Source organism: Vibrio frigidus, assembly GCF_042465995.1.
Taxonomy (GTDB): Bacteria; Pseudomonadota; Gammaproteobacteria; order Enterobacterales; family Vibrionaceae; genus Vibrio.
Map to the genome: position 1 here is coordinate 284688 of NZ_JBCDMC010000005.1, position 17320 is coordinate 302007.

The 17320-nt window shown below is 41.3% G+C and carries 13 protein-coding genes; 4 read left to right on the top strand and 9 right to left on the bottom strand.

What is annotated here, in order from left to right:
- The first annotated feature begins 10 nt into the window (after positions 1–10).
- The 3 genes from AACW90_RS10835 (at position 11) to AACW90_RS10845 (ending at position 4608) form a co-directional block, all read left to right on the top strand.
- A complete protein-coding gene (locus AACW90_RS10835) occupies positions 11–1861 on the top strand; it encodes a putative bifunctional diguanylate cyclase/phosphodiesterase (RefSeq protein WP_390234147.1) in 1851 nt (616 codons plus the stop codon).
- A 105-nt stretch (positions 1862–1966) separates the two neighbouring features.
- Positions 1967–3619, top strand: coding sequence for a P-loop domain-containing protein (locus AACW90_RS10840; protein ID WP_390234149.1), 1653 nt, complete (start codon positions 1967–1969; stop codon positions 3617–3619).
- Positions 3620–4017: 398 nt separating this feature from the next.
- Entirely contained in the window at positions 4018–4608 is a 591-nt protein-coding gene (locus tag AACW90_RS10845) for a DUF2238 domain-containing protein (protein WP_390234152.1), read from the top strand.
- Positions 4609–4666: 58 nt separating this feature from the next.
- Here the strand turns inward: AACW90_RS10845 and AACW90_RS10850 are convergent, their stop codons facing one another.
- From AACW90_RS10850 to nrdD, 4 genes are all read right to left on the bottom strand, one after another.
- A complete protein-coding gene (locus AACW90_RS10850) occupies positions 4667–5362 on the bottom strand; it encodes an ATP-dependent zinc protease family protein (protein ID WP_390234155.1) in 696 nt (231 codons plus the stop codon).
- A gap of 22 nt (positions 5363–5384) precedes the next feature.
- Positions 5385–6566, bottom strand: a complete 1182-nt coding sequence (locus AACW90_RS10855) for an amino acid aminotransferase (protein WP_390234158.1) — start codon at positions 6564–6566, stop codon at positions 5385–5387.
- A 310-nt stretch (positions 6567–6876) separates the two neighbouring features.
- Complete coding sequence (nrdG, locus tag AACW90_RS10860) at positions 6877–7341, bottom strand: anaerobic ribonucleoside-triphosphate reductase-activating protein (RefSeq protein ID WP_390234160.1); 465 nt, start codon at positions 7339–7341, stop codon at positions 6877–6879.
- A 45-nt stretch (positions 7342–7386) separates the two neighbouring features.
- Complete coding sequence (nrdD, locus tag AACW90_RS10865) at positions 7387–9507, bottom strand: anaerobic ribonucleoside-triphosphate reductase (RefSeq protein ID WP_390234163.1); 2121 nt, start codon at positions 9505–9507, stop codon at positions 7387–7389.
- A gap of 284 nt (positions 9508–9791) precedes the next feature.
- Here nrdD and AACW90_RS10870 point away from each other — a divergent pair, with 284 nt between their 5' ends.
- Positions 9792–10733, top strand: a complete 942-nt coding sequence (locus AACW90_RS10870; protein ID WP_390234165.1) for an endonuclease/exonuclease/phosphatase family protein — start codon at positions 9792–9794, stop codon at positions 10731–10733.
- A gap of 78 nt (positions 10734–10811) precedes the next feature.
- Here AACW90_RS10870 and AACW90_RS10875 read toward each other — a convergent pair whose 3' ends face one another.
- The 5 genes from AACW90_RS10875 to AACW90_RS10895 all read right to left on the bottom strand — a co-directional run bounded on the left by AACW90_RS10875 (position 10812) and on the right by AACW90_RS10895 (position 17310).
- Entirely contained in the window at positions 10812–11588 is a 777-nt protein-coding gene (locus tag AACW90_RS10875) for a DeoR/GlpR family DNA-binding transcription regulator (RefSeq protein ID WP_390234168.1), read from the bottom strand.
- A gap of 209 nt (positions 11589–11797) precedes the next feature.
- Positions 11798–12589, bottom strand: a complete 792-nt coding sequence (locus AACW90_RS10880; protein ID WP_390234171.1) for a DeoR/GlpR family DNA-binding transcription regulator — start codon at positions 12587–12589, stop codon at positions 11798–11800.
- A gap of 103 nt (positions 12590–12692) precedes the next feature.
- The gene (locus AACW90_RS10885; protein ID WP_390234173.1) at positions 12693–13718 is read right to left on the bottom strand and encodes an aldo/keto reductase; all 1026 of its coding nucleotides are present in this window, start codon (positions 13716–13718) and stop codon (positions 12693–12695) included.
- 76 nt (positions 13719–13794) lie between these two features.
- A complete protein-coding gene (locus tag AACW90_RS10890) occupies positions 13795–15786 on the bottom strand; it encodes a substrate-binding domain-containing protein (protein WP_390234175.1) in 1992 nt (663 codons plus the stop codon).
- Entirely contained in the window at positions 15787–17310 is a 1524-nt protein-coding gene (locus tag AACW90_RS10895; protein WP_390234177.1) for a sugar ABC transporter ATP-binding protein, read from the bottom strand.
- Positions 17311–17320: the final 10 nt, after the last annotated feature.

Genomic DNA, 17320 nt, shown 5'->3' on the forward strand with positions numbered 1-17320 from the left:
AAAGGTGCACATGACGAAACTGAAAACAGAAACGCTCACACTATCCAGTGATATATTGGAAAACCTCCAGCATATCGTCGATCTACTTAGTGACATTACCAAAGTTGAATACGCTGGCGTTGTTCAGTATAACAAACCAATCAAAGAACTCTGTTGTAACCACCCAACGGAGTCACGTAACATCAAACCATTAATTTTTTCTTTATACTCAAACTTATTCGAATCGACAACCTTAGATTTTTCTACCCATGCCCGTAGTAATTTGTCCGGACATATCACTCTAAATGACAACACACCGTTTTATTCGGCTCACTTATTGTTGTGGCCAGATGGCGCGTTATTTGGTGCCCTTGTTATCGTCGATAAAAATAAACAGAAACACAATTCAGATGCATTCAAACTGCTTTCTAGCTTCAGAGAGTCCATTAACGCTCAATTAAAAACCGTTTATCAGTATGAAAAATTATCGATATTGACCCGTCGCCTCAAACTTAGAGGGGATAATAAAACACAGAATATTGCGAGTCTAAATTTCACGCTCAGCCAAGAAATAGATAAACGAAAAGCAGCAGAACAAGAAGTCGTTTATCACAAGAATCATGATATTGGCACAGGGTTTCTCAACCAAATATCGTTGTTTGAGCACACCAAAAGACTAATAACCCAAGCCATACATAACCGCGAGAGCGTTGTCGTCGTTCACATCACATTTTCAAACGGTAGAAAGCTTCAAGAGCGATATGGCGAGAATGCTTTAAACAGCCTATTGGTGGCATTTCGTGAGCGAATAGGTCGAATAGACTGCGAAGACTCTGTAACGGCAAGAACCAGCAGTTCTAATTTTATTGTCGCGATAAGGACCAAATCTTTAACACCCTTTGTCGACAACTTTTGTTACCGATGCTTAGAAATCTGTCATTCCGATTTTTCAATCGATAATGATACGGTTCATCTACATGGCTTTATTGGCGTTTCTACCAGTATCGATACTCAAAAGGCACAGGATCTAATCTATTTTGCTAACGAAGCGGCATTCTCAAGCAAAGATACCGGCCAAAAATATAGCTACTATTCTGAAACACGTACCGAACAAAGAACACATACCAACGAGATCGAAAGCTATTTACTACAAGCCGTACGCAATAATGATTTAAAGCTCTATTACCAGCCTAAGGTAGAACTGAAATCTGGAAACTGGATTGGTGCAGAGGCCTTAATTCGATGGAATCATCCTGTTTTAGGTACCGTTTCAAACGAAAATCTTATACAACTAGCCGAACAAAATGGACTGATCTTTGAAGTGGGCAATTTTGTATTACGCTCTGCTATTGAGAGTGCAAGCGAATGGTTAACAAGTGGTAATGACTTCAAAATAGCGGTTAATGTTTCAGCCGTGCAATTAAAGAATGTCGATTTTGCCGATCACGTACAACATTTATTAGAAACGTATCAGTTTCCGGCGAACAAATTAGAGATAGAGTTGACCGAAAGCTCTTTAATTTCAGATGAATACCTAGCCAAGAAAACCCTTTATGCACTTAGTAAACTTGGCGTGACACTGTCACTTGATGATTTCGGAACTGGTTGCGCTTCTTTCAGTTACCTTAAAAACTATCCCTTTAATAGTCTAAAAATTGACAAAAGTTTTGTGCAAAATCTAACTCGAAACCCTAATGACAAAGAGATCGTACGATCTATCGTTCAGATCGCTAAAAAGCTCAATCTAGAGGTCACTATCGAAGGTATAGAAAATCTGGATCAAGAGCGTTTTGTATTGAACGAAGGCTGCGATTTTGCACAAGGATATTTGTACGGCAAAGCGATGACTAGCGATGAATTTAAGCAATGCATCGCTAAGTGACATTTACACTAGCTATCTCGTTACACGTTACCTATAATTCCCAACCACTATAATTATTAGCATACTCAATTCACGGTACGGCTAATTTATCAAGCATTTGGCGTTATGGATCAACTAGTAGCAAAACTTAAAAAACTCGAAAAACAGAATTTTCGTGCCTACCACTCTATCAAAGGCCAATATTCTTTTGACGACTATACCCTATATATTGACCATGTTCAGGGTGATCCATATGCATCATCGTCTCGATTTAGAGCAGTCAGACCTTGGTCGATGACTGGTCTACTTTGGTTAAGAGAACAATCGAGTTCTTTTCAGGCCGCAGCACGAGATTTTATCGCTCGCAGTTTTTCCTATTTTGCAGCACAAGAGAATGCTATCTCTATCGCATTAACAGGGCAAACCGTACTAGACAGTACCTCAGTACTTTTTACTGATGAGGGTATTGAACTAAGATTTAGAATCAACCTCCCTGCTGAGGGCCGTAGCATTCTGGCTAAAAAAGCCCTGAATATCATTACCTTCCACTTACCGAAGTACATTCGAAAGTCCACCATTGAAAGAGAGCTAGACAAAGAAGCCCTTATCAGACATTGCCAGTGTAATGAAGATCAAGATTTTTTGCGTACGCAACTTGAAGCGAACAACCTGATTGCTTTCATCGAAAACGACAGTTTGTTGCCTCGCCAAGCGGGTAATAGTGACTTACCAATGAAAGACGCCATTAGATTTAAAGCGCCCTCATCACTGCAAGTTGAACTACAAACCGTCAATCGAGGCACTATCTCAGGTATGGGTATTCCGAAAGGAATCACCTTGATAGTTGGTGGTGGCTTCCATGGCAAATCAACACTGCTCAATGCCATAGAACGCTCTATTTATAATCATATTCCTGGAGATGGTCGTGAAGGCATCGTTAGCGATAGCAACGCGATGAAGATCAAGGCAGAAGACGGTCGCTGTGTACATGCGCTTAACCTCTCCAATTATATAAATCACCTACCGATGGGCAAGGACACGACTGATTTTTCTACGCAAGATGCATCAGGTTCAACCTCACAAGCGGCATGGTTACAAGAATCTATTGAAGCCGGTGCCACGTCGATTCTCATTGACGAGGATACATCCGCGACTAACTTCATGATTCGAGACGAACGTATGCAAGCGTTGGTTAATAAAGGTGATGAACCTATAACACCACTCGTGGATAGAATTAGCCAATTGAAGGAGACACTTGATGTCTCTACTATGATAGTAATGGGTGGCTCTGGAGATTACTTAGATCATGCAGATACGGTCATACAGATGCACGACTATCAAGCCGTCGACGTTACCGCTAAAGCAAAGCAGGTCGTAAAGTTGCACCCAAGCCAACGAATTCAGGAAACCAATCAACAACTCGGCCAGTTCCCTTCTCGATCGTTAAGTCTAACAACACTGCAAAAAATATTAAGTGACGGGAAATTTCGAGTATCCGCGAAAGGGAAAGACGCATTGCGATTTGGCAAAGAATTCATTGATATTTCGGCATTGGAACAGATCGAAAGTTCTAGTCAGATCAACGCCATTGGCTGGATTTGGTTTCAGCTAGCTCAAAAGCCAGGTTGGGCAAACACACCACTGCAAGAAATTGATCAATTACTCCAAGATAATTGGCATCAATCTATGCCTAGTTACGGCGACCTTGCCAAACCAAGGACGTTAGAGGTCAGTGCAACATTAAACAGACTGCGCAAAGCAAACTTCCAACCAAGATAACTAAAAACAACCTGCGTTCCGTTAGTTAGGGAGAGCGCCGTTGATTTCCATTGGTCTCCTCTCAGGAGACCAATGTCATATCTTCCCAAATAAAATCCACACAATACTCTTGTTTTCATTCTCTGTTTCATTTTCTTTCTACTATGACAAAACACCAACCAGAGCTAACTTCTTGTCTCAACCAAAGCGATGTTTAAGCGCACATGGGTATTTTGAACGACTCGCGAAATCGAACTCATTTTGGATACAGCCTTAGCTAAATTGGAGTTAGACCTTATTAAAACTAACTCGGTAAAAATTTTTAATGGATAGATCGAATCGCGTTCGATATTATCTTGGGTGTTCAATAGAGTCGATTTATTTTCAATGGTTAGATTAAGCGGTGGTTAAAACAAACAATGGCTAATGGAAACAACAGCAAAGTAACCCTTTGGATACTGCTCACTTTTTACGGGTTAATATTCGCCTTTTCAGCCTTTGAACCCAGCTCGAGATCGGTATGGATAGCAGAAATAATTCCTATCGTACTTATTCTTACCGGTATTTTGGTTATTTCTAAACGCTTTGCATTTAGTTCAACCGCGTACCTTTTCATGTTTATTTGGCTCTGTTTACACACTATTGGTGCAAAATACACCTTTGCAGAAGTGCCGTTTGACTGGTTTAACAATCTGATTAATTCTGATCGCAATAACTTTGACCGTGTCGCGCATTTTTCGATTGGCTTTTTTGCTTACCCTATTGCTGAATATCTTTATAAAAATAAGTACTGCAATAAATGGATAGCAGGATTATTCGGTCTGTTTGCACTCATGAGTACAGCGGCGGGATATGAAATTATTGAATGGTGGTACGCCGAACTTGCTGGCGGTGACGATGGTATTGCATTCCTAGGTTCGCAAGGGGATATTTGGGACGCTCAAAAGGATATGCTTTGTGACACACTTGGTGCACTGTTTTCCTTAGCAGTTTTTACGGTTCGTAAATAATTGAAAGTATCGCTGTAACGCCAGTTTTATTGACGTTGCAGCAATACCGAGTTCTTCGTTACTTCTGTTTAGATTGAACAAATTCTCGACTTACGTCAACGATCGCGATGTCCCGGAAAAAACTCTGTCCAAGTATCACTGGATACTCTAGATGCTTTCTATCTGTTAGCGTGAAATCTGCTTTCTCTTTAATATCACCAACTTGAATCCACGCAGTTATAACAGGACGTTTCTGCGATTCTGCACTATTCGCTTGCTTAATTTTGGCCCAACGTAGTATCGGTAAACTGATCTCTTGAGAAGAGATCTTATCATGTTCAATTCGAAACTTGACCCAATCCTTACCTTCTCTTTCAAAAGGAACCACATCGACCGCACTAATAGAAGATGTAGTGGCGCCAGAGTCAATTTTAGATTTAAAGCTTTGGTCCAAACCTGGAATATAAACCCACTCTTCTGAGCCTAAGATTAACTTACCTTCCCCTGTTTTCATTGGGAGTGGCTTAGGTTTAGGTTCTGGTTTAACTTCTGGTTTTGGCTGTATGGCTTCTGGTGTCTCCGGTTGTATAACTTCCGTCTTATCTTTTGCTATTTCTGTATCAATATCAGGTGTTTCAACCGTTGCCTTTGGTGGCTCTTCTATTTTTGGCTTATCCATAGTAGAGGTTTGCTCACCTGTCGTGGCGCAAGCTGCTAAGCCTAAACACAGCAGAATGGATAACAATAATCTATTCAATTTCGTTCTCCTAACCATAGTTATCTAAATTTATCTCGATTTATGAAACTTGCACAATAGCATTCGCTACATACGGGATATCTTTTTCTGTTAGACCAGCAATATTGATTCTGCCGTCTCCCACACCGTATATACCGTACTCATCTCGAAGTCGAGTCATCTGCGCTTGAGAAAAGCCTAGCACAGTAAACATCCCTTTGTGAGACTCAATAAAATCAAACTGTTGAGAACTGTGAACTGATCGCAACTCATTGCAAAGTAGTAATCGCAAGTTGATCAATCTTAGCCTCATCGAGACCAATTCATCTTTCCAGACCTTTGTCATTGTTTCACTATTAAGGATGGTTTTCACCAACGCTGCACCGTGATCAGGTGGCATAGTATAGGTGGCTCTTGCCAACTGTAATAGTTTCCCTTTGGCGTTATTCACATCGGTTTGATTATTGCCAATAACAATAGCGGCGCCGGTACGTTCTCGGTATAAGCCAAAATTCTTAGAGCAAGAGGTGGTAATGAGCATCTCTTCCAGATTATCCGCCATATAGCGTAATCCTTGAGCGTCTTCTTCCAACCCGTCCCCAAACCCTTGATAGGCGATATCAACGAATGGAAGGAAACCATTTTTTTGTGAAAGTTCTGTGATCGCTTTCCAGACCTGAAAGTCGACATCGGCTCCTGTCGGGTTATGGCAACAACCGTGCAGCAACACCACATCATTGGGGCCAGCAGAGCTGATGTCGTCTATCATTGCTTCAACATCAACCTGTTTAGTCTGAGTGCTAAAGTAGCGATATTGCTTTACCTTAAGTCCTGCGGCTTCCATCACTGGACGGTGATTTACATAGCTTGGATTACTAAGCCACACCGTTGTATCTGGATTGGCAACTTTCATTAAATCACCAAGCATGCGAAGCGCACCACTGGCTCCTGGCGTTTGTATTGCGGACACTCGCCCCATTGCTGATGTACCAGAAAGAAGCAGGTTTACCATGCTTGAATTGAATTCCTCACACCCCGCAAGGCCAACATAAGATTTGGTTGTTTGCGTTTCTAATAGCTGCTTCTGAGCTTGTTGAACTGCCAACATAATTGGCGTTTCACCCAGATTATTTTTATACACGCCAATGCCAAGATCGACTTTCCCAATACGAGGATCATTACGATACGCTACAGAAAGAGAGAGTATCGGATCCAGTTGAGGTGTGGGTAAATGTGCAAACATAAAATCACATTCCTTTGCTATGTTTCGATTAATTTAAACGCGTATTCCATTGCGATACAACATTCCTTTGCAGTAGCAAAAAGTGAACCTTGAACTGCTTTTTTAGATTTTACGCCAGTCAGAACTCAAAGTAATTCAACAGAATTGAGCTCAGTGATAGCTTTGATTTATATCGATAAACCGTACAAAAAATAATACAGACAGATGGGGATTTGTGAAAGGACTATTTGAGCATTTATTTCTGATTGTTTGACCATTGACGTTGGTCACCTAACCAATAATATCTAGATATCTAATCAATGATTTCCAATTACTTGAGATAATGTATTATTTGATTTGCGCTACCACGCCATAGCAAAGCGGGATCGGCTTGATCTTGTTCAAATTTTCCGTCCACTAACACATCAATAAGGTCTATGATCTGTTGTTGTTTATCATTGAGCTCTGAAATCAGATACCCCGTCCACAGCCAGATATCTTTACCGATACATTCTGTGCGCACTCGTTTTACCAAATGTAACACAGTGTCTAGGTTTTCAGGATGCAAAGGATCCCCGCCACTCAATGATAATCCACGTCTTTTAATCCTCGTGTCATTAAGGTCATTGATAACTTGGTCTTGCATTAAATCGGTAAAGGGATGCCCTGAACTGGGTGACCAAGTCGCTTGGTTATAACAGCCCTTGCATTGGTGGTTACAGCCTGAAACAAATAAGCTAGCACGGGTTCCAGGGCCATTAACGACATCTATCGGATAATATTGAGAATAATTCATAGCGACCACAAACCTTCCCAACTAAGGGAAGGTTAATTGAAATGTTTATAGGTGTTTAACTCGACGCTTAACTTCTTCTTGCTTGCCTAAGTTAAACGGACGTGCATCTGGGCTACCTAGGTATCCGCACACTCGTCGTGTTACAGACACTTTAGTTGCATCATGATTGCCGCATTTAGGGCAGGTAAAACCTTTGCTAGTGCAATCAAACTCACCGGTAAAACCACATTCATAACACTCATCAATAGGTGTATTGGTGCCATAATAAGGCACGCGACTGTAGCTATAATCCCAAACATTTTCTAACGCTTCTACGTTTTGTTGCATGTTAGGAAATTCACCGTAACAAATGAAACCACCTGAGGAAAGCTCTGGATAAGGCATTTCAAAATCGATTTTGTCATACGGATTAACTTTCTTTTCAACATCAAGATGAAAACTATTGGTGTAATATCCTTTGTCAGTGACCCCTTCGATTACGCCAAACTCTTTAGCATCAATACTACAGAAACGGTTACATAGATTTTCACTTGGCGTCGCATACAAGCTAAATGCATAGCCCGTTTCCTCTTTCCATGCGTCTACCGCCGCTTTCATTTTACGAACGAGCTGAATCGCTTTAGCATTCAAGGTCGGATTGTCATAAACATGTTCTTTGCTCTTATACAGCGCATTGATCGTTTCATGAATACCGATGTAACCCAACGAAATAGAGGCGCGACCATTTTTGAAGATCTCAGCAACGGCGTCATCAGGATTCAAACGAACCCCACAAGCGCCTTCCATATATAGAATAGGAGCAACCTTCGCCTTCACTTTTTCTAAGCGATTAATTCGTGTATCTAATGCTTTTCGTGCCAACTGAAGTTTCTCTTCTAGCAGAGCATAAAACTTCGTTTCGTCCCCACCAGCTTGAATCGCAATTCTTGGTAGGTTCAAACTCACCACACCTAAGTTATTACGACCATCATGGACCAGTTCACCATTTTGTTCATATGGATTAAGGAAGCTACGGCACCCCATTGGGGTCTTAAAGGAGCCTGTAATTTCGACGACTTTATCGTAATTCAAGATATCCGGATACATACGCTTGGTTGCGCACTCTAACGCCAGTTCTTTGATATCATAGTTAGGATCTGAAGGTTTATGATTCAAGCCATCCTTAATGCCAAACACCAATTTAGGAAAGACCGCTGTTTTTCGATTTTTACCCAGACCTGCAATACGATTTTTCAAGATTGATGCTTGAATTAACTTCGCAGCCCAGCTTGTTCCTAGACCGAAACCAAAGGTTACAAATGGCGTCTGTCCATTGGCCGTATGCAGTGTATTCACTTCATACTCTAACGACTGAAATGCGTCGTAGCACTCTTTCTCTGTGCGCGATTTCGCAAACGCTTCAGGGTTATGGATATCCCACTCTTTGGCTACTTCCATATGCTTATCGTAGCTTGTTAAGACGTATGGTTCTAAGATTTCATCAATAGCATTGATGGTTGTGCCGCCATAAATGTGAGACGCAACCTGTGCAATAATTTGCGCCGTGACTGCTGTTGCTGTTGATATTGATTTGGGTGTATCAATTTCAGCGTTACCCATCTTGAAACCACGGGTAAGCATGCCTTTAAGGTCAATCAGCATACAATTGAACATTGGGAAAAACGGAGCGTAATCGAGGTCGTGATAGTGTATATCACCATCATCGTGAGCTTTTACTATATCGCGGGGTAAAATGTGGGTTTTTGCATAATGTTTTGCGACGATACCAGCTAATAAATCACGTTGAGTCGGGATTACCTTGCCATCTTTATTGGCATTTTCGTTTAATAGATCAGCGTTACTTTGCTCTATCAAGCCTTGAATTTCTTTCGTTAATGCGCTTTTTTTATCACGTGACATATCGCGATCATGTCGGTATTCGATATAAGAACGCGCCATACCTTTGTACGGGCCTTGCATCATTTCGTTTTCGACTAGCGTCTGTATCTCTTGGATATCAACTTCGTCATGTTCAAGGAGTTTACGCTCAACAGCCTCTGCCACTTTCTCTGCATAGGCAGTTACATCACTGTCTATAAAGGTTGATGCACTTTCGACAGCGGTAACAATGCGATCCCTTGCAAAAGGGGCGCGAGAACCATCTCTTTTAATGACGACTGTTTTCACTTTTTCTCCTTACCCTAGATATCCACGATTATTAACAAAACACCATATAGGGTATTAACATTTATATTTTACACTACATATTGTGTACGTATTTAACGAAAACCACCGACCCTAAGCCTTGATCTAGATCAATAAAAGCTAAGTGAACATCAAGATCACTCGATCTTTCTGGAGAAGATCTCATTGCGAAAAGAAACAGATATTTCACACAAAAATGCGCTTTTTGGGGTTGAAATTTTTGATACCCTGATGACATAAGCGTTGGCAAGGAGTCAACAAAGATAATGATAAAATTACTAATTACAAAATGGATTTTTGGCTCACTTCTTGTAGTGTGTACTTTATCCACAGAAACTGTTTTCGCCGATTCAATGTTAATCACAAGTTGGAATTTTGAATGGTTAAGTAATCGCGAAGAAGTAAGCACAATGTCAAAAAATCGTACGTCAAAAGATATCAAAATGTTAGCCAGTCATTTTCATCAGTTGTCGCCTTCTGTTTTATTCTTTCAAGAAGTCGACTCAAATGAGGCGATCCTAAACATTGTTGGCTATAAGTACCGTATTTATCTTTCCGACCGTATTCAGAAACCATTTAGAAAACATCAATTCGACGATATCAATCAATACACCGGTATTGCCGTTAAACACGGCATAAATGTGCAGGATCAGCATGACATAACATTCGATAAGGCGGCCAACAACAAATTAAGATTTGCTACCTACGTTATTATTGATGATATCGATTACAAAGAAGGGAATCCTGAGACAGATAAGATAGCTCCTAGAATTCATCTGTTATCTGTACATTTAAAGGCGGGGTGTAACGGTAGGTACCGAAAATCTCAGTCGTGTTCAACGTTAAAACAACAAGCGGATAAACTGAACTACTGGCTCCGAGAACGAGTCCGTAACAAGGAGAGCTTTATTATGGCTGGTGATTTCAATCACGCCCTCGCCTTTCCTAATGATTGGTTTTACCAAGATTTAACTAAGACAATTCAAAACCACGTTATCTTAGCCAGTCGAAAAACAGAAGCACACTGTGTTGTTCGTTCAAAACGAAACCCAAACAGAACCCATAAATATAATAGTATTATCGACCACATTTTAATAAGTTCAGATTTGGCCACCACCCAAGCCAAACAAAACGTGTATACCAAGCAACAGGTTTTGAGCTACCAGCTAAGTGACCATTGTCCTATTTCGGTTTCCCTTTTGAGATAATGAGGCAAAAAAAAGCAGCGCTAATTAGCGCTGCCGAGGGGCAGATTTATGATTATCTGCACACCAGTTTAGAACGAATTAAGCAATAACAACTTCAATACCTTGCGCTCTAAAACCTTCAATATATTCGTCCGAGCAGTCGGCGTCTGTAATAAGGATATCTATTTTATCGTTACCAAGCACTGAGTTAAAACCGACTCGCCCCATTTTTGTAGAATCCACAACAGCAATTATTTTTTTTGCGCATGAAGCCATTACCGCACTGATGGTATAACCTTCATTAAAGGTTGTAATCCCTTTTTCAGGATCAATACCATCGGCACCAATAAACAGTATGTCTGCTGAAACGCCATCTAGACACTGTTCTGCTTTAGATCCATGTAGGGATTTTGTTTTTACTCTATACGTCCCTCCACATATTACTAAGGTTGTGTTTGGCGCTTCTGCTAATGCGCTCGCGGCTGGCAGGTTATTGGTAATTGCAATGACCTCACCCGTTTCTGCGATGTGTTCAGCCACGATGTGCGTGGTGCTGCCGCTGTCCAAAATGACAGAATTTCCCGCTTCCACGTACTTTGCAGCAGTAATTGCAATTCTCTCTTTTGCACTAGCATTGATTTTGTAACGTCTTTCTAGTTTGACTTCGCGTTCATTTTCAATACTGTGAGGAAGGGATTGCAAGGACTGGGCTCCGCCATGAAAGCGTTTGAGTTTGTTGTTTTTTTCCAGTTTTCGCAAATCAGCTCGTACAGTCACTTCGGAGGTATCAAATAACTCGACTAAGTTTTTAACTTCTACTCGTCCATTCTCTTTAAGAAGTTCTAGAATTCGTTCATGCCTTTCTAGCACATTCATTTGGTTACCTCGCGCACGTCTTTCGTTTGATTTTGATTGTGTCCGAGCGGAATTATTGCACAAATGGATAATAGGTAAAGAGAAATAGATTTTTTGATGGATGACAAAAAAAGCCCGAATCGAGAAATTCGACCGGGTTATCAAGTATGATTCGTTTAGACTAACGTGCAAACTTCAAGTAAAACAATGGTTAACAAAGGATTTTAATATTAAACAGTGACCACTTCGATACCTTTCTCTCTAAATCCATCTAAATACTGTTGATTAATATTGGTGTCTGTCACCAATATATCGATGAGTTCTATATCTAATACGTGGTTAAACCCCACCCTTCCCATCTTGCTTGAATCAACGACGGCAATAATAACGTTTGCACATGAAGCCATCACTGCACTAATGGTATAGCCTTCATTAAAGGTTGTTATCCCTTTATCTGGTACAATGCCGTCTGCACCAATAAACAGAATATCAGCAGATACACCTTCTAAGCACTGCTCGGTTTTTGCACCATGCAATGACTTCGTTTTATGTCGGTAGGTACCACCACAAATAACCAAAGTAGTATCACGTGCTTCAGAAAATTCTTCCGCTACCGCAAGGTTATTGGTTATCGCAATTATCTCACCTTTTTTCGCCAACTGCTTAGCGACTAAGTGTGTGGTACTGCCACTGTCGATAATGATCGAATTACCCGACGATACGTAAGAAGCCGCTTTTTCAGCAATTCTTTGTTTTGCCAAAGCATTCAGGTCATAACGATTTTCGAGTTTGGTTTCATTTTCTAATACTTTTGGGTTGCGATTTATCACATTGGGCAACGTCGTAAGCGATTGTGCTCCACCATGGAAACGCTTTAGTTTATTTTCTTTTTCAAGCCTTCTAAGGTCCGCGCGTATCGTCACCTCTGACGTATGAAACAGTTCAACAAGGTTTTTAACGTCTACTCGACCTTTAGCAACAAGAAGTTCTAATATGCTTTCTTGCCTTTCTAGCACGTTCATTAATTGTACCTCTTGTCAGTCGATAAAGTGGCTGCCTTTTACGATTCTCTTTTCACTCTAATCTGTCTTTATTACGTAAAAGGCGCGCCTGTATATTCTATCGCTACTCAGTTGCTATCTTGCCGTCTATATCCCAAAGATCTTCCCAGCCTTTTGCGGTTTCCCACAAAAATACTTGACCCTTGATTAAGCGACAGTTTTTATCATTTTTAGCAATAGCATCCATCTCTTCATCGGTTAACGGATTTTCAGTGATGCATTTCAGATTCGTGTGATATTCATTCTCACGTACTGAGAATGGAATAGGCACATGGCCACGTTGAGCAGCCCATTTAATGCATATAACCGCAGGATGAACCCCTAAACGTTTCGCTGCTGCAACAATGACAGGATCTTCAATATCTACCGTATCATTATCAGTTTTGTCTCTGTCTGGTCGTGTTGGCGAACCGATTGGACAAAAACCAACAGGTAATACGTCGTTAGCAACGAGGAAGTCGTATAGACCTTGTTGCTGGAAGTGTGGATGGCATTCAAATTCGTTAACGACTGGCTTAATACGGGCGTCCCTCAAAAGAAGTTCCATTTTTGCCTGTGTCATGTTTGACGTACCGATACTCTTAACTAAACCCATGTCGACAAGTTGCTCCATTTGTCTCCATGTATTCATGAATTTTTCTTGGATAAACGGTGTTGAATCAGGGCTACGTGCATCACCGTCGCAACCTGGCGCATGATAATTTGAGAAAGGCCAATGAACCAAATAGAGATCCAGATAATCTAATTGAAGGTCCTCTAATGACTGTTTGCACGCGGCGATAACGTCATCATGTTGGTCATTCCAAACCTTAGAATCGATGAACAACTCTTCTCTTGGTATGCCACCATTCATCATCTGCTGGAACACATCACCAATCAGTTTTTCGTTTCCATATACTGATGCACAGTCAAAAAAGCGAAAACCAATAGAAGCCGCACCTAAGACTGCATTTGAAACTTCTTCTGCGGTAAATCTATCTGAACCAAATGTACCCATACCGATAGCTGGCATCTTAATTCCATTCGCTAGTACCTTGGTTGGAATGGATGACTGCGCGACTGCGTTATTTGATATTTTGAATTGAGACATGTTTAATTCCTTTTGAAAAGGTGGCCCCTCAAAATTAGGAGGTGAGGGGCACCTTGTTTTCTAATGATACTTGTTATTAGTAAAGTACTGACTTAGCTTCTTTAGTGTCGATGTTTTGCTTAGTTACGTAAACAACACCTGTATCGATGAACTTCTCAACTTTTTCACCTTTTAGGATCTTGTTTACTGTTTTAATACCTTCATAACCCATCGCGTAAGAAGATTGCACAACGATACCGTTTAAAGTGCCATCTTTTACGAACGATTGAAGGTCAGCGTTTCCGTCAAAACCAACCGCAACAACTTTACCTGCGAAACCTTGTTGCTTAAGTGCACGGCCCATGCCAACTGCTGTTGGTTCATTCGAACCAAAGATAGCAACGAGATCTTTATTTGATGCTAATACGTCGATAGTTTGGTTAAGTGCTGTAACCATATCTGCTTGTGAATAGAAAGGACCAATGATTTCCGCGCCTGCTTTCTTCACTTCATCCATGAATCCACCGTCACGCTCAATAGCTGAGCCTGCACCTGGAGTAAATGACATCATGGCAACTTTTGTTACTTTCTTACCTGATGCTTTTAGGTCAGCTATCAGCTTTTTAGCAGCAAGAGCACCCGCAGTGCGGTTATCTGTTGCTAAGAATGCTTGATAATATTTGTCATTTTCTAAACTTGAGTCAATTAATACGACTGGAATTCCTGCTTCCCACGCTTTCTTGACGGAAGGAACCAAGGCGTTTGGATCAGAAGGTGCTAATACGATGCCTGACACGCCACGGTTAATCGCGTTATCGACCATATTAACTTGCTCTGCTACGTTTGTTTCTGCTTCTGGTCCTTGGAAAGTGATTTTATATTCGCCTAACTCTTTTTCAGCATCTTCAGCTCCGCCACGAACGTTTTGCCAGAAGTTAGAATTAGATGTTTTCACGATAACTGCTATTTCGTTAGATTTAGCAAATGCATCCGGCATGCTGAACATTGTAGTAAGTCCAATCATTGCTACCATTGCGAGTTTTTTCATAGTACCGCCCTCCTTGTTAGGCGCATTTTTCTTTGTAGGTACAGATTTAGGTTTTTTAACCTGATTTTGACGAAGCTGATCAAACGCCACCGTCATTATTATTACGCTACCGATGATGATCTGTTGAACGAAGAACGAGACTCCATTCATATTCAAACCATTACGGAGCACACCCATGATAAATGCACCAATGAGAGTTCCTGGTATCGTACCTACCCCTCCCATTAATGATGTTCCACCTACCACGGCGCTTGCGATTGCATCCAACTCGTAGGCAACACCACCATTCGGTTGTGCTGTTACTAGTCGAGATGCGAGTACTACACCTGCAAGTCCTGCTAATGCTCCGCAAGCCGTGTAGGCATAAATTTTAACTCTCTCTGTCTTGATGCCAGAAAGACGTGCAGCTTCTTCATTTGAACCGATTGCGTATAGATAACGGCCTACACGTAATTTGGTTAAAGCAAAGGTAAACATGGCTGCAATAACTAACATCAAAATAACTGGATAAGGAATACCCGGGAACTTGACGATAGGAAAACCATTTGCGCCAGTTTCAACTACTCTGAATAATGCTCCGTTACCGAGATAAGAGAACGATTCTGGCATACCGGAGACGGGTGCAGCATTAGTAATATATAGCGCAATACCTCGAGCAATCATCATCATGCCCAATGTTGCAATGAATGGTGGTATCTTCAAAAATGTAACGAAAAAGCCGTTGGTTAAACCACACAATCCACCGATAAATACACCAAATACAAGTCCCAATGAGACGGGCACACCCGCGTTTACCGCCATACCAGCCGCTACGCCAGCTAGTGCAACAACCGAACCGATACTTAGATCTATTCCCCCTGTCAGAATTACACACGTTACACCGATGCCCATGAAGGCAATCGTCGACGTTTGTAACCCAATAGTCATCAAGTTATTGAGAGTGAAAAAATATTCATTCGTTGCAGTGAAGGCGATAAGTAGAGCAATCAAGCCTCCTAACGCTGCTAATTTTTGCAGCATTAATTTTTGTTTTTCAGTCATTTAAGCTTCCTCATATTCATGAGCGAACATATGTTTTACGCCCGTCGCATAGTGCATGATTTCTTCTTGATCCGTTTTTGAGGTCTCTAACATTCCTGTCATTTCCCCTTCCTTCATTACGATGACGCGGTCGGACATACCCATCACTTCTGGCAGTTCTGACGAGATCATAATGACGCCTACTCCTTCGGCGGCAAGAGCATCAAGCAACTCGTAGATTGCATATTTTGCCCCTACATCGATACCACGGGTTGGTTCATCGAATATCATTACTTTAGCTTCCCTAAACAACCACTTACCGATGACCACCTTTTGCTGATTACCACCGCTCAGATTATTTACAAGCTGCTCAACCGTGGGTGTTTTTATCTCCATTTTGTCGATGAATGTTTTTGACGCTGCGCATTCTTCGCTAGTCGATATCACACCATAGTCGTTACAAACCTTATCCATGGAAGCCATGGTAATGTTTTCACGAATGGTCATTTTTACTGCAACGCCGTTTAATTTTCGGTCTTCAGAAAGGTAAGCAATACCCGCTTTTATCGAATCCGCAGGAGACTTAATCAGAACCTGTTGGCCATGAATGTAAATCTCTCCATCATCTAACGGATCTGCACCAAATATAGAACGAGCAAGTTCAGTACGTTTCGCCCCAACCAAACCAGTGAAACCAAGAATCTCTCCCTTACGAAGATCAAAGTTCAGTGGCTTAAATACCCCATGTCGTTCTGCGTTTATCACCGACATGATCATTTCTTCTTGTGGAACAGAGGTTCTTTTCGGGAACTTCTTATCTAAGGAGCGTCCAACCATCTTGGAGATAATATCGTCCATGCTAATATCACTTAACACATGGTCAGACACGTACATGCCGTCACGGAAGATAGTAATGTGGTCACAGATACGTTTAAGTTCGTCCATTCGGTGGGATATATAGACGATGCACACACCTTGCGACTTAAGCTTTTCTACCAGCTCAAAGAGTTTTTCGATCTCTTTTTCAGTCAACGCAGACGTTGGTTCGTCCATAATCAGCACTTCAACATCAAACGAAAGTGCCTTTGCAATCTCGACCATTTGCTGCTTAGCAACCGACAAGGTATTAACGATATCGGTCGGGTTAACCCCTATTTCAAAGATCTCTAATAATTTCGCCGCATCCTTTTCCATTTTCTTATGGTTGACGATGCCTCTCGTTAGTGGTTCACGAGCAAAGAAAATATTTTCTGCCACCGTTAGGTGAGGTATTAAGTTAAGCTCTTGGAATATCATGCTTATTCCGTTTTTCTGAGCCTCTAATACCGAAGAAAACGTGCGCTTTTCTCCTTTGTATTCAATGGTGCCTTCGTCCGCTTCGTGAACACCGATGAGTACCTTCATTAGCGTTGATTTACCCGCTCCATTCTCCCCCATAAGTGCATGCACTTCGCCTTTACGTAGATCAAAATCGACGTTGCTTAATGCTTGAACACCTGTGAAAGCTTTTGAAATATTGCGCATTGATAATAATGTGTTAGTCATACATAGCCTC